General features: G+C 67.3%; 13 protein-coding genes. 5 read left to right on the forward strand and 8 right to left on the reverse strand.

Annotation, left to right across the window (positions count from 1 at the left end; translation table 11 throughout):
- Positions 1–4 precede the first annotated feature (4 nt).
- Positions 5–946: a class I SAM-dependent methyltransferase gene (locus ACZYW1_RS07300; RefSeq protein WP_463784486.1), complete on the reverse strand. Its 942-nt coding sequence runs from the start codon at positions 944–946 to the stop codon at positions 5–7.
- Positions 947–992: 46 nt separating this feature from the next.
- Between ACZYW1_RS07300 and ACZYW1_RS07305 the strand changes: the two genes are divergently transcribed.
- Positions 993–1703 (forward strand): TVP38/TMEM64 family protein, encoded by a 711-nt coding sequence (locus ACZYW1_RS07305; protein WP_463784488.1) that lies wholly within the window; start codon positions 993–995, stop codon positions 1701–1703.
- Between the two features lie 25 nt (positions 1704–1728).
- On the opposite strand, the gene ACZYW1_RS07310 is transcribed toward ACZYW1_RS07305, so the two are convergent.
- From ACZYW1_RS07310 to ACZYW1_RS07320, 3 genes are all read right to left on the reverse strand, one after another.
- Positions 1729–2280 (reverse strand): YceI family protein, encoded by a 552-nt coding sequence (locus ACZYW1_RS07310; RefSeq protein ID WP_463784490.1) that lies wholly within the window; start codon positions 2278–2280, stop codon positions 1729–1731.
- A 75-nt stretch (positions 2281–2355) separates the two neighbouring features.
- Entirely contained in the window at positions 2356–3666 is a 1311-nt protein-coding gene (locus ACZYW1_RS07315; RefSeq protein WP_463787730.1) for a serine hydrolase domain-containing protein, read from the reverse strand.
- A gap of 123 nt (positions 3667–3789) precedes the next feature.
- Positions 3790–5598: an N-acyl-D-amino-acid deacylase family protein gene (locus tag ACZYW1_RS07320; RefSeq protein WP_463784492.1), complete on the reverse strand. Its 1809-nt coding sequence runs from the start codon at positions 5596–5598 to the stop codon at positions 3790–3792.
- Positions 5599–5687: 89 nt separating this feature from the next.
- Here ACZYW1_RS07320 and ACZYW1_RS07325 point away from each other — a divergent pair, with 89 nt between their 5' ends.
- Positions 5688–6707, forward strand: coding sequence for an AraC family transcriptional regulator (locus ACZYW1_RS07325; protein WP_463784495.1), 1020 nt, complete (start codon positions 5688–5690; stop codon positions 6705–6707).
- Here ACZYW1_RS07325 and murQ read toward each other — a convergent pair.
- The 4 genes from murQ to ACZYW1_RS07345 form a co-directional block, all read right to left on the reverse strand.
- Complete coding sequence (murQ, locus tag ACZYW1_RS07330; RefSeq protein ID WP_463784497.1) at positions 6704–8422, reverse strand: N-acetylmuramic acid 6-phosphate etherase; 1719 nt, start codon at positions 8420–8422, stop codon at positions 6704–6706. The two genes, ACZYW1_RS07325 and murQ, sit on opposite strands and share 4 nt — an antisense overlap.
- 152 nt (positions 8423–8574) lie before the next feature.
- Entirely contained in the window at positions 8575–9579 is a 1005-nt protein-coding gene (locus tag ACZYW1_RS07335; RefSeq protein WP_463784501.1) for a C40 family peptidase, read from the reverse strand.
- Positions 9580–9642: 63 nt separating this feature from the next.
- Positions 9643–10569, reverse strand: coding sequence for an alpha/beta hydrolase (locus ACZYW1_RS07340; RefSeq protein WP_463784502.1), 927 nt, complete (start codon positions 10567–10569; stop codon positions 9643–9645).
- An 87-nt stretch (positions 10570–10656) separates the two neighbouring features.
- Positions 10657–11421 (reverse strand): class I SAM-dependent methyltransferase, encoded by a 765-nt coding sequence (locus ACZYW1_RS07345; RefSeq protein WP_463784503.1) that lies wholly within the window; start codon positions 11419–11421, stop codon positions 10657–10659.
- 86 nt (positions 11422–11507) lie between these two features.
- On the opposite strand from ACZYW1_RS07345, the gene ACZYW1_RS07350 reads away from it, so the two are divergent.
- The 3 genes from ACZYW1_RS07350 to ACZYW1_RS07360 are packed head-to-tail and all read left to right on the forward strand — an operon-like array spanning position 11508 to position 13450.
- Positions 11508–11807 (forward strand): hypothetical protein, encoded by a 300-nt coding sequence (locus tag ACZYW1_RS07350; protein WP_463784505.1) that lies wholly within the window; start codon positions 11508–11510, stop codon positions 11805–11807.
- Positions 11808–11809: 2 nt separating this feature from the next.
- Positions 11810–12940 carry a guanyl-specific ribonuclease gene (locus tag ACZYW1_RS07355; RefSeq protein ID WP_463784506.1) on the forward strand — a complete coding sequence of 377 codons (1131 nt, stop codon included), beginning with the start codon at positions 11810–11812 and terminating at the stop codon, positions 12938–12940.
- A gap of 12 nt (positions 12941–12952) precedes the next feature.
- Positions 12953–13450 (forward strand): barstar family protein, encoded by a 498-nt coding sequence (locus ACZYW1_RS07360; protein ID WP_463784508.1) that lies wholly within the window; start codon positions 12953–12955, stop codon positions 13448–13450.
- Positions 13451–13465: the final 15 nt, after the last annotated feature.

The following is a 13465-nucleotide window of genomic DNA, read 5'->3' on the forward strand; positions in this document are numbered from 1 at the left end:
CAAGTCACGCTTTGCGCGCGGAGATGAACCAATGGGTGGGAGACGCCTCTTCGAGGCCTTCGGGAGACGGACGCCCGTAGCTGGCCATCAGCTCGTCGGACGGCGTCGCGGTGACGTCCCAGCCGTGGCGGCGCAACCAGTCGCCGACGTCTTCCCGTTCCTCGAAGTACCACAGCTCGTCGGTCTTGGGCACTTCGAGCTGCGAGCCCGACTGCTCCATCAGCTCCCGGACCCGATCCATCCGCTCGCGGCGCTGCTCCCGCAGCTCGGGGACGGCGAACTCGGGTCCGAGCCCCTCGACGGCGACGCGGCTGCCGGGGGCGGAGAGTTCCTGGATGCGCTCGAACAGCAGGTCCTGCGCCGCGGCCGGCAGATACATCAGCAGGCCCTCGATCGACCAGACGCTCGGGGCGGTAGCATCAAAACCGGCCTGCCGCAACGCTGTTGGCCAATCCTGGCGCAGATCCACCGCGACGGCGATGCGGTTGGCCGTCGGCTCGGCCCCGTGCTCGTGCAGGGTGTCGAGTTTGAAGTCCAGCACGCGGTCCTGGTCGAGTTCGTAGACCGTGGTGCCGTCCGGCCACGGCAGCCGCCACGACCGGGCGTCCAACCCGGCCGCCAGGATCACCGCTTGGCGGACGCCGGCGTCGGTCGCGTCGATGAAAGCGGTGTCGAAAAACTTGGTGCGCGTGGCGAAGTAGCTCACCAGCGCACGCATCCGCAGCGGCATGTCGGGCTCGGCTTCGACCAGTTCGGCGGGCAGTTCGGGGGCGCCGTACCAGTCCCAGACCCCGGAGCCGACGCGGTCGAGGAAAACCCGTGCGAAGGGGTCGCTGATCAGCGGATCGCTGCTTTCGGTGTCGGCCGCGCGGGCCGCGGCCACGCCCAGCGCCGTCGCGCCCACGCTCTCGGTTATTTCCCAGCTGTCGTCGTCGGTTCTCGCCACGACCTGACCCTAACCGAGCCGGACATACGGAAGAATCACGGTCACCATGACCTCGACCTCGCGACGCCCGCACATCATCCGGCTCGCGGTGTTCGCGGTGTTTCTGGTGGTGATGTTCTACCTGCTGGCGGTCAAGCACGTGGTGAACATCGAGGACGTGCGGGGCTGGGTGAAGGCGACCGGGCCGCTGGCGCCGTTCACCTACGTCGTGCTGTCGGCGGCGTTGGGCGCGATCTTCGTGCCGGGTCCGATCCTGGCGGCCAGCAGCGGCCTGCTCTTCGGCCCGCTGCTGGGGGTGTTCGTCACGCTGGGCGCCACGGTGGGGACGGCGGTGGTCGCGGCCTTTCTGGGGCGCCGGGCCGGTCGGGACAGCGCGCGTGCGCTGCTGGGCGCCGCACGTGCCGACAAGCTCGATGAGCTGATCCAGCGTCGCGGCCTGTGGGCGGTGGTCGGTCAGCGGTTCATCCCCGGCCTGTCGGATGCGCTGGCGTCGTATGCGTTCGGAGCGTTTGGAGTTCCGTTGTGGCAGATGGCGGTTGGGGCGTTCATCGGCTCGGTACCTCGGGCGTTCGTCTACACCGCGCTGGGGGCCTCGATCGGCAACAAGTCACCCGCGCTCGCGTATACGGCGATCGGGGTGTGGTGCGTGACCGCGGTGGCGGGGGCGTTCGCGGCGCGGCAGGGGTTTCGGAGGTGGCGCGGGCGTGACGAGCAGGACTCCGCTGAAGTCCCACCCGTCACCCCGCCGAACCAGTAGTCGAGTTGCCCGCCTCTGAGCGAATTCAGTCCTGCTTCAGTGCCTCGATCGCCAACGTGATGGTGACCTTGTCGCCGACGATGGCACCGCCGCCGTCCAGCAGGAGCTCCCCGCCGACGCCGAAGTCTTTGCGGCTCAGCACAACCGACGCATCGAATCCGGCGACTTCCCCGTGCCCCATGCCGGGGCTGACACCGTTGAACGCCAATGACAGGGTGACCGGCTTGGTCACGCCCCTGAGCGTGAATTCGCCGTCGAGCAGGTAGTTATCACCGTCCGGCCGCACCGCGGTCGATACGAACGTCGCGGTCGGGAACTGCGCGGCGTCGAAGAAGTCCGGCGCCTTGATGTGTGCCTCGCGTTGTTCGTTGCCGGTGTCGATCGAGTTGACGTCGACCTCGGCACGCACGGACGGGGTGCCGTCTTCGCCGATCGTGATAGCCCCGCTGAACTGGCCGAACCGGCCGTACGTCTTGCCGACTACCAGGTGGCGGACGGCGAAGTTGACGGATGAGTGGACGGGGTCGATCGCCCAGGTTCCGGCGGTGAGTTGGTGGGTGTCAACGGCTGCGGTCATAGTGGTCTCCCTTTGGCTTGGACTTTCGCACAACACCGCAGGCTAACCGGACTAGGGTCCGGATTATTCCCGGGGTCAGAGCCGTAGCGCCTGGGCTGCCGCGGTCGCCACGTCACCGCGCAGAGCGGAGATGGGTGGACTGCCGCGCAGATGAATCGAGTTCGTCAGGAGGATGACGTAGGTATCCGAGCCCGGGTCGATCCACAGCGAGGTGCCGGTGAACCCGGTGGCGCCGAAGCTGCCGACGGGAAAGATCAGACCGCGCGGTTTGGAGAACGCCGTGTCGATATCCCAGCCGAATCCGAAGAGGTCTTGCCCCTCGATGGCCGGATAGTGCGGCGCGAGCAGCGGATCGGTGGTGTTCGGTGTCGTCGCGGCGGCGTGCCGGACGGCGTCATTCGCCGCTTCGACCTGTCCCGGGTGATGTCCGGGCTGCTGCGGACTTGTCATCACCGCAAGAGTCGCTTGGTTCAGCGGAAATGTGCTGGGCCGGCCGGCAAGTCGATCCAGTAGCGCCTGGGCGTAGCGGCCGACGTCGCCCGCCGTCGAGAACACCCCGGCGTGCCCGGCGACCCCTCCCATCCGCCGCGCCGTCGGGTCGTGGACGATGCCCCTCAGCAGACGGCCGAAATCGGAATTCTTGCCCGGATCCGCACCGCTCTGGTCGTCGATGGCCGTCGGCGCGATGCGCGGCACCAGGCCGGCCGGCGGTAGGTAGCGGGTTTCGGTCATCCCCAGTGGCGCAAAGATGTTCTGCCGGGCGTAGTCGTCTTCTGTTTCGCCAGTGAGGTTTTCGACCAACGCGCCCAGCAGGATGTAGTTGATGTCGGCGTAGCGGAAAACCTCACCGGGAGCCGACTGCAACGGCATGGCGAGCGCGCGGTGTATGCCTTCGGCTTTGTCGGGTCGGTCCAGGCCCCACGGGTCTGCGAGGTCGACGTCGATCGGTTCGCCGGACGTGTGCGTCAGCAACATCCGCACGGTGACTCGTTGCCGCTCCGGGTCGTTGGCCGCGTTGAAGTCGGGCAAGTAGGTGTGCACGGGCTCGTCGAGTGCCACCTTGCCTTGCTCGTAGAGCTGCATGACCGCAGTCGCGGTGGCCAGCGGCTTCGTCAACGAGGCGATGTCGAATATGGTGTCCTCGGTCATCGACTCGGCAGGTGCGGGTGATCCGTCCAACCCCTGTTCGCCGGCGAGTTTGCGCGACCCGTACGCCTGACAGAACACCGTCTTGCCGTCGTGTCCGATCTGCACCACGCCGCCCGGCAGCTTCTCCGCCGCGATCGCATCGTTCATCAGGGTGGAGATCGGCGCGAATTCGGTTGCGGCCGAATGTGTTCCCTCGCGGCTCACCACATACCTGGCCGAGGACGCCGTCACGAGCATCAGCACGGCGACCGCACACGCAGCGGCTTTCCGCTTCACGTCAGGTAGCGGTGTCGAGCAGGTTGTCGGCTGCCGACGGGGATCCGCATGGGATCAACCTACTCATCCGCCGGGCGTCGCGGCTTACGACGTACCGGCCCCCGTTGCGGCGGAGGCCAACTCGACACCGGCGTGGTTGGTCATCGCGGTGGCGTTCGCGCGCAGGAAGCTGCCGGTGCGCTGGGTGCCGAGTACCGCGGTGGGGTTGCCGTCGAGGAATACCGCCCGGCCGGCGACGAGTACGGCGCTGACGGTGTCGTCGTTGCGGTTGACCATCCGCGACAGTCCGCCGTACTGCTCGACCTTCTGCTCGGCGTAGGCGTCCAGCGAGTCGTCGAGGTGTGCGGGGTCGACGATCACCAGGTCGGCACGGTCGCCGGGCCGCAGATGTCCGGCGTCGATGCCGTACCAGTCGGCCAGTTCTCCGGTGAGTCGGTGCACCGCCCGCTCGATGGTCATGAACGGCTTGCCAACCCGCTGGGCGTCGTTGACGTGGCGTAGCAGGCGCAGCCCGAAGTTGTAGAAGGCCATATTGCGCAGGTGCGCGCCGGCGTCGGAGAAGCCCATCTGGACGCCGGAATCGCTGGCCACCTTCTTGAGCATCTCGGGTCGGTGGTTGGAGATCGTGGTACGCCAGCGCAGCGCGGTGCCGTGCTCGACGACGAGGTCGAGGAACGCATCCACCGGATGCAGGCCGCCGCGATCGACTCCCACCTGCCCGAACGACTTCCCGATCACCGAGCGATCCGGGCAGTCGACGATTTCGGCGTCGAAGAAGTCGCGGTGCCACACCCGTAGACCGAACTTGTTGTCGTAGTCCTTGCGGAACCGTCGCCGGTAGCCCTCGTCTCGCAACAGATCCAGGCGTTGCGCCACTTGCTCTTTCAAGTGCATGGCGGCCGCACCGGAGCCGAACTCCTCGAAGATCACCAGGTCGATGCCGTCGGCGTACACCTCGAACGGAACCGGCAGGTGCTGCCAGCGGAAGTCGCCACCGAGCCGGTTGACCAGGCGGGCTCCGGGTCCCAGCATCGCGATCAGCCACGGGTTTGCCTTGATGTCGGCGGCCGAGAGCAGGCTGGTCTTCAGTGACTTGCGCAGCACACCCAGCGACTGCGCCACCTGGGATGCGATGTTCAGCGGATTCTGGATATCGGGCCCTGCCTGCAAGACTCGTCCACTGCGCCGCAACAACGACTTCAGCCGACGTAGCTCGCGTGGCTTGGCGTAGGTCGAAGGCAGGGTACGCGAGCGGCAGGTCTCGCCGTCGAGCTTGTCGAACAGCAGTTGCTGGGATGACATCCCGACGAACCCGGCATCCAGCGCCTCGACGAGCATCCGCTCCATCTGCGCCTGCTCGGACGCGGTCGGAGTTACGTCTTTTCGAGTGGCGCGGTCCAAACCCATTGTCGCAGCGCGCATGTCCGAATGGCCGATGAACGCAGCGACGTTCGGGCCCAGCGTCCGCGACTCCAAGGCGGTGATGTATTCCTCGCAGCTGCTCCACGTCTTGTGCTGGTCGATCGTGCCGATGACGTGGTCGCGCGGAATGGCTTCCACCCGGCCGAACAGGTCACCGGCGTCCTGGCTGTCGACGTGGACGGTCGACAGCGAACACGAGCCCAGCAGTACCGTCGTCACGCCGTGGCGCAACGACTCCGACAGTTCCGGTCCGCCGAGCACCTCGACGTCGTAGTGGGTATGGATGTCGACCATGCCGGGCAGCACCCATTTGCCGTCGGCGTCGATGACGTGGCCGCAGCCGGTTTCGTCGAGCGGCTGGTCGCTGATCGCCGCGATGCGGCCGCCGAGGATGCCGATGCTGCGGATCGCTGACGGTGCGCCGGTGCCGTCGAACCAGCGCCCATTGCGAATTACGGTGTCGAAGCTCATGGTGGTCCTTTCCTGCAATGTATCCAGGATGCGGGCGCGAGCGCATCGACGTCTTGACAGTTGCGGACAAATATTTGACATTAGTTGACATGTCTGTGGTCCGTGGCACATCGCTGTCGGGCTACCCGCAGCTGGTGACCGAGTTGGGCGGCGACCCGGTCGCGCTGCTGGAGGCCGCCGGCATCGGGGCCAGCGACGTCGGTGACCACGAGGTCTTTCTGCCCTACCTGAGTCTCATCGAGGCCATCGAGACGGCGGCGGCAGCCACCTCGACTGCGGATTTCGGGCGGCGGTTGGCGTTGCGGCAGGGCATCGAGATCCTCGGGCCGCTCGGTGTCGCCGCACGCACTGCTGCCACCGTCGGCGACGCCTTCGCGATTGTGGAGACGTTTCTGGCGGCGTACAGCCCAGCGATTTCCGCGCGCATCGACACCTGCGCCAATCCCGAGCACTCCTTCTACGCGTTCGAGGTGTTGATCGAGCGACCGCCGCCGCATCCCCAGACCACCGAGCTGTCGCTGGGAGTGTCGCTGGGCATGTTGAGGTTCATGCTCGGCGCCGAGTACACACCGTTGACGGTGCACCTGCCGCACCGGCCGCTCACCGCGAAGGCCGAGTACGCGAGCTACTTCGGCTGCCGGCCGCGTTTCGCCCAACCCGTAGCGGGATTCACCTTTCGCACAGCCGATCTCGCGCGCCCGCTGGAACAAGACGCGCTGACCCATCAAGCGGTCGTGCGGTATTTGCGTGGGATCGCTCCCCACCAACCCGCCATGACGGAGTCGGTGCGCAGGATGGTCCGCCAGTTGCTACCCACCGGCGCAGCCAGCCTCGACTTGATCGCCGCCCAGTTCGATCTGCACCCAAAGGCACTGCACCGCCGATTGCAGGCGGAGCGCACCACATTCGGCGAACTCATCGACAGCGTGCGCCGTGAAACCGCCGAGCACTACCTCCGCGACACCGACATCAGCCTCACGCACCTGACCAGAGAACTCGGCTACGCCGAGCAGAGTGTGCTCAGCCGGTCATGCCGGCGCTGGTTCGGCTGCGGTCCCGCGCGGTACCGCGGCGCGGTTCGCGTCGTCCCGCCGCACCAACCCGGCTAGCGCTCACCGAGCGCGGCACGCACGTGGCCCCGCGCCTGATCGAGCCGAACGGCGGCTTGGGCTGCGTCGACACCGGCGAGCAGTGCGACGATCGCGGTCTTGGCGTGACCACCGGCGGCGGTGAGCGCTGCGGCGGCGGTCTCCTCGTCGACACCGGCGGCGTCGCGGACGATGCGGACCGCGCGGCGGCGCACCTTCGCGTTGGTCAGGCGCACGTCGACCATCCGCGGTCCGTAGGCCTTGCCGAGCGCGATCATGACGCTCGTCGAGAGGGCGTTGAGCACGACTTTCTGCGCCGTCCCCGCGGTCAACCGGGTCGACCCGGCGAGAACCTCAGCGCCGGTGAGCAATTCGACGACGATGTCGGCGGCCGCCTCGCTGCCCGGGTTGTTGACGATCGCGACGGTCAGCGCACCTCGTTCGTGGGCGTATTGCAGCGCGCCGAGCACGTACGGCGTGCGTCCCGACGCCGTGATCCCGACGAGCGCGTCGGCAGCGGTCAGGTCGGCGAGGTCGGCGAGGTCGAACGTGTCTTCGGCACCCTCGATCGCCTCGGTCAAAGCCGTTGGACCGCCGGCGATCACGCCGCGCACCAGGTCGGTCCCGAATGTGGGTCCGCACTCGGCCGCGTCGAGCACACCGAGCCGTCCGGGCGTTCCGGCGCCGGCGTAGATCAGACGGCCACCCTGCTCGAGTCGACCGACGATCGCCTCGGCCGCCCGGGCGATGCTCGGGACCGCCGCCTCGATCGCAGCATGCGCCTCGCCCTCCGCGGCGACCAGCAGCGCGACGACCTCACTTATCGACCGCGCGTCGAGGTCGTCGAGGTCGGGACGGGCACCCTCGGTGGCGAGTGTGTCCAGGCCCTGTACAGCAACGGGTTTGGCGTGTATCCGGATGATATGCGGTCCGTGGATCGATCCGAGACGCAGCGCGCCGTCCAGGGCGTCGCCCGCCGCTGGGATGAGGTCGACTCGCTCGCGTAGTACGGGGTTCAACGCTGACGCCAATCCTCCGACCATCGCCACCGGACCGTGCCCGACCGCGCGGGCCGCCGCGGCGATTGCGTCGGCGGCGGCGTGCACGATCGCCTGCGCCACAGCGTCATCCCGCGCGGTGACCACGTCGGGGGCGAAGGACGCTAACACCGCAGCACCGGCGAACTGGGCGGGCCACGTCTCCGGCGCACCGAAGCGAGCGCGGGCAGCGTCGAGAAGCATCGTCGCCGGGCCGCGGCCGTCGTGGGCGCGTAGTGCCGCGCGCAGACCGGCAGCACCGATCCACGCCCCACCGCCTTCGTCGCCCAACCACGGGCCCCAGCCGTCGACCGTCCGCAGCGCGCCCGCCGCGTCGATCGCGAGCGCGACGACGCCGGTGCCGACGATCAGCACCACGCCGGGCTGCCCGTTCAGCGCGCCTGCATGCGCGATCACAGCGTCGCTGGTCACTGCGACGCGCTGGGCCCGCAGCGAGGTCAGCAGCGCGTGACCCAGGGCGCGGGCCGCGTCCGGCGCCGCGAACGCCCCGGCAGCGCCCACGATCACCTCATCGACCGGGCCCAATTCCTCTGCGGCAGAGAGGATTGCTGTCTCGGCCGCCCGCACGCCGCCGGGCGTCGCGAGTCCGGGAGCGCCGGCGCCCTCGGTCCTACGGCCGCCCGCTGCGGCGCGGCAGGACGTTTTGCCGAGGTCGACGGCGAGGATCATCGCGGTCATCCTTCCACGGTGGTCGGGAGCATGAAGTCACATCCGCCACACCGGCCTCTCGGGGGGCAGGCACTCGTTGTGCCCACCTCACAGCGACAACATGCGACTGTTGCCCCGGTGGATATGCATTTGTCGCTCTGAGGCGGGCACAAAGTCGCGAGCTAGAGATAGCGGCGCGCACCCCAGTAGTCCGCGCCGAGTCGGACCGGGGTGATGCGTACCGGGGTCCCGGTTTCGAACGCTTCGACCATGTTGCCGTCGCCGGAATACATGGCTACGTGGTAGATCGCGTCCGCGTCCTTGCCGTGCGAGTAGAACAGCAGGTCGCCGGGTTGCAGCGCGGATTTGTCGACCGCACGGCCTCGGCTGTCGGCGGCTTGCGGGCCGGCGTCGCGCGGCAGGGTGATGCCGTGCACCTGGTAGATCGTCGACGTGAAACCGGAGCAGTCCATCCCGAATCCGGCCCGGCCGCCCCACAGATACGGGACGTTCACGAACCCGGTGGCGTACCGGACCAGATCTGATCCGCTGGGATGCGCTGTGTCCGTTGGCTTTTGGTAGACGGTGGTCGTTCGGGCGTCCAGCCATCGCGGGCCACGGTCCGGGGTGCCCACCTGGACGGCCTTGTCGGTGCGGCTCACCACGGGAAGCCGGGTGTTGGTGCTGATCTCGAGGTCACGTTCAGAGAGTCCGGGTTCGCGGTACAGCCACGTGGTGATCCCGTGACCGGCCATCGCGACGGCCGCGTGGTCCTGCTGGGTGCCGAAGTTCGGATCGGTTGTCAACTGCGCCTTCGGAATCCAACCGGGATAGCCTTGAGGATTCTTTGGTGTGGGCTGGCCGGTCACCAGTACCTGGTCCCAGTCACCCTGCTCGCGCAGCACGATCACGCGGTCGCCGTAGAGTGCCTGCGTTTGGTCGAGATCGTCCGAGGTGAGCGCTTCCTGCTGAGCCGGCGTCATGGCAGTCAGCCAGCCGCGAATGTCGACCGGGTTGGTCACGGCGGGGTGGTCGACCGGGCGCGGGCTTTGCGGCGTGGTCCATACCGTGGCCGCCGAGACGGTGACGTAGGCGGTCTGCGCGGCGGGCGATGCGGCGGCAGGTGGCGTTGCCAGGGCGATGAACAAAACACCGGCCAGCGCTATTCGGGTTGCGGCGCCGGTCATGTACGTCGACGTTATCGGAGCCGCGCCGGTGTGCCCGCTCAACGCCGCGGCGCGTCGTGCGGCTCAGAGCATCGCACGCATGTGGGCGAGCACGTCCTCGGTCATCGCGAAACCGCCCAGGTGGCTTTCGGAGCGCACGGTGAGCTCGCCGTCCTGCAGGCGCGCGACAGCGGTGTGCACCCCGTCGATCGGGACGACGTGGTCGGTCTCGCCGTGCCACCACCGCACCGGAACCTTGACGTCAACGAGTCGAAAGCCCCAGTCGCGCCCCAGAAGTCGAGCGTCGTCGACCATGGCCAGACAGCGGCCACGGAAGGCGTTCACCATGTCGTCGACGAAGATCGCCTCGACCTCTGGATCGTTGAGCACCTGCCGATCGACCTCGGGCCACATCCGCATGTAGACGCGATAGGCGTAGTGCGCGAACGGAATCAGCGGAGCGAGCAGGATGGTGGCGATCACCGCCAGCGGGCGGCGTAGCTGGGTGAGGACGGGGCCGAAGCGCCGGGCGATGTTGGTGGCGCCGGCGCGAGTGGCCTCCGGCCCGACGGCGGGGACGGTTCCGTCGAGCACGCCGACGGCGGCAACGCGGTCGACCATCGGAGGCAGGGCACCGCAGGCCAGGGCGTAGGGTCCGCCGCCGGACATGCCGACGACGGCCACCTTTTCGGCCTCGAGGGCGTCGGCCACCTGGGCCATGTCGGCGACCCATTCGCTGACCGAGGTGTAGCGGTGCGAGTCGGACAACCCGGTGCCCGGTCGCTCAATCACGATGACGCGCAACCCGAGTCGCTCCGCGGCACGCCTGCCCTTGGCCAGGAATTGGCGTCGGGCGCCAAGGGTTCCGTGGAACCAGAGCACCACCGGGCCATTCGGGTCACCGAATTCGGCGTAGCCGAGACGGCGGCCGTCGGCGAGGTGGAATTGGCCTTCGGCGCGTGGCTTTTCGACGCGTGGCACTCCGGGAGGATGCCGCAGTGGATTGTCCATCGACTTCGAGACTAGGGACCGTTTGCCCCGGTGCTGAGGGTCGAAGCAGCCGATGTGCGCAGTGTTACGCAGGAGTTCCCGCGTGATTCATCGCGGCTTCGTCGCCGTGACAAGGTGCGTCGTCATCCAGGGTCCGCCCCACCACATGCGCCATCCGATGCTTCTGTGTTCGACCTCTTGCCAGCCTTGGGCTCGCAGGTGCTCGGCGTGCTGTTTCGTCTCCATCAGATCGGCGATCGCGAGGCGACCGCCGGGCTTCATGACGCGAATGGCCTCGTTCAGGGCTGCGCGACGCCCGTCATGGCCTGGGATGTTATGGATGGCGAGACTGCTGACGATGACATCAAAGGTGTTGTCGTCGAATGGAAGTGCGGTCATGTTGCCGGTGTGCAGTTCGATACGGTCTTGCACGCCTTCGATTTCCGCGTTGGCCAGGGTCGCCGTCGGCGAGTTGTCGGTTTGATCGGCCTGCCAGAGGTCGACACCGACGGCTTTGCCCTGCGGCAGTCGCTTGGCCACGGCGAGTAGCACCGCGCCTCGGCCGCAGCCCATGTCGAGCACCGTCTCGTCGCCCTGGAGCACCAGTTCGTCGAGGATCCGCTGCCAGACGGCGAACTTGCCGGCCTTCGTGACGTAGATGTAGAGCGCTGTGCTGGCGGCGATGCCGAGCGACGAGGCGCCGGTGAGTGCGGCAGTCAGTCGCTTACCCTTCGCCACGCTGACCGCGGACGACGCAGCGAGAGCTGTTGCGGCAGCACCGATGAGGCCCGCCTGCCCGCGCGCGGAGACAATGTGGAACGACCCGTCGATTCCGTAGTCGCCCTTGTGGTCTGGTGGCATCGCGTGCGACATTGCCGCCTCTTCCTGTTGTGCATCGTTGCTTCACCAGACTATGTGGTGACTGGTGAGCGGCACGGTCGGTGCCTACACTCCGGGCTGTGGAGCAGGAATTGCACGTAGACACCGCCGGCGTGCAGGCGATGGCCACGCGCTGGGGTGCTTTGACGGGTGACCTGCACCGGGTGGCCGCGCCGAGCGGGCTGGGCTTGTCCTGCCAGAGCAGCGCGGCTGCGGTCGAGGCCGCGCACGGCGAGGTCGCGGCGTTCACGGCCAGTCTGGCCGCGCTGGTGGATGGGCGAGCAGCGCACGTCGTCAAGGCCGACAGCAGCTATCTGGCGCGGGAAGAGGCGTCGACGGCTGCGATGGCCGCCATCTTTCGGCAAACGATTCGCATGTAGCGATGGCAGCCGTAACAGGGACTCCAGGCCTGTCGGCCTTGCTGAGTTGGCCGACGGACCATCTCACCGAGGCCGCCAGTCACTGGGACGCGGTCGGCGAGAGCAGCTACGGGTTGGCCCACGGTGTGTGGAGCGACGCGATGGCTGTCGATTGGAGCGGCCGGACCGCTGACGCGTTGCGCACCGACACCCACGCCGACCTGGTGACCACCAGCGCGACGGTCGATCAACTCCAGGATGCTGCCGGCGTTGCGCGCAGTGGCGCCTCGGAACTAGATTCGGCTCGCTCGCGGGTTCGCTACGCCGTCGATGATGCGCGCGCCGCGGGATTCGAAGTGGGCGAGGATCTTTCGGTCGCCGATCGAATGTCAGGTGGATCGGCGGCGCAGATGGCCGCTCGGCAAGCGGAAGCCGAGGCTCACGCCGCGAATATCGGTGGGCATGCGGCGCAACTAGTCAGCGCTGATGCTCAGGTGGCGGCGCGGGTTACCGCGGCGGTGGCCGGGGTCGGGTCGACGTTTCCGCAGGTGCCGTCGACCAATGGCCAGGTGCGGGCGGTTGACAACCACACGTTCAAGCAGAGCCCCGAGATGCCGGTGAATCCGAGCGAGATGACCGCGAAAGAGGCATTAGCCGAATGGGAGGGGCTGAACGCCGAGCAGCGAGCGTGGAACGCCCGATGCGGCATCGAAAACGTCGGACTGCTACCGCAGGCCCAATACGAGGCCTGTCTTGTCTCTCAGCGTTCCATCTTCGACAGACGGGCGTTGATCAAGGCGCGACTCGACCAGCTCGGGATTCCGGTAGAAGGGGGAGGGCCCGCCCCGCCGAGCGGAAACACGGGCAGCGGGCCGCTTCCGCAGAATGTGCAAGACACGCTGAACCAGATCGACGCTGGGAAGTGGCCGGGGTCAGCGAACGCACCAGGTACGAAGGGCGGACGGAGCTTTGAAAATCGGGAAGGCCTCCTGCCCAGAACAGGCTCCTCTGGCGAGCCGATCACCTACCAGGAATGGGATGTCAATCCGAAGGTGCCAGGTCAAGGTCGCGACTCTCAGCGGATTGTTACCGGGAGTGACGGTTCAGCCTGGTATACCGATGGACATTACGGATCGTTCCGGCGGGTCCGGTAGATAGGAGTCACCGTGAACGCACACGAATTCGTATCAGAGGCCGGCGCCCACGGGCCGTGCGTCGGCGTTGCGGACGGGACGGCCTCCGCACCGATGCTCCCTGCCGGCTTCGAGAAACGCACTGTCGAGGGATCGCGTGTGAAAACGCGCGACGGGATTTACGAGGCATTCGCTGAGGCGTGGCACTTCCCACCCTGGTTTGGACGCAACATGGACGCCTTCGACGATTTCATGCGCGACCTCGATAACATGATCAATACCGCGAGCGGAAAGCCGCCTGCGCCAGGCTATTTCACTCACATCACCGATGCGCACTTGATCTTGATTGACCAGCCCGACGCTTTCTCCTGGTTCGCGAAAACCGCGCCTTTCTACCGTGATTATTATCGCGACGAAGCTAGCCCGCCGGCAGCCTTTGGCTTGCTGCTCTCAGCCCCTCTCGATCGCCTGGAAGAGATTCGTGAACGCTGGCTGAGTGTCGACGTCCCCGTCGCAGCTGTGACGGCGTGAAATTCATGCCGACAG

It is taken from the genome of Mycobacterium sp. IDUB_36, assembly GCF_055419225.1.

Coding starts and splice junctions, on each gene's coding strand:
- ACZYW1_RS07305 (WP_463784488.1), top strand. CDS start 993: ATGACCTCGACCTCGCGACGCCCGCACATCATCCGGCTCGCGGTGTTC.
- ACZYW1_RS07310 (WP_463784490.1), bottom strand. CDS start 2,280: ATGACCGCAGCCGTTGACACCCACCAACTCACCGCCGGAACCTGGGCG.
- ACZYW1_RS07315 (WP_463787730.1), bottom strand. CDS start 3,666: ATGCTCGTGACGGCGTCCTCGGCCAGGTATGTGGTGAGCCGCGAGGGA.
- ACZYW1_RS07320 (WP_463784492.1), bottom strand. CDS start 5,598: ATGAGCTTCGACACCGTAATTCGCAATGGGCGCTGGTTCGACGGCACC.
- ACZYW1_RS07325 (WP_463784495.1), top strand. CDS start 5,688: ATGTCTGTGGTCCGTGGCACATCGCTGTCGGGCTACCCGCAGCTGGTG.
- murQ (WP_463784497.1), bottom strand. CDS start 8,422: ATGACCGCGATGATCCTCGCCGTCGACCTCGGCAAAACGTCCTGCCGC.
- ACZYW1_RS07335 (WP_463784501.1), bottom strand. CDS start 9,579: ATGACCGGCGCCGCAACCCGAATAGCGCTGGCCGGTGTTTTGTTCATC.
- ACZYW1_RS07340 (WP_463784502.1), bottom strand. CDS start 10,569: ATGGACAATCCACTGCGGCATCCTCCCGGAGTGCCACGCGTCGAAAAG.
- ACZYW1_RS07345 (WP_463784503.1), bottom strand. CDS start 11,421: ATGTCGCACGCGATGCCACCAGACCACAAGGGCGACTACGGAATCGAC.
- ACZYW1_RS07355 (WP_463784506.1), top strand. CDS start 11,810: ATGGCAGCCGTAACAGGGACTCCAGGCCTGTCGGCCTTGCTGAGTTGG.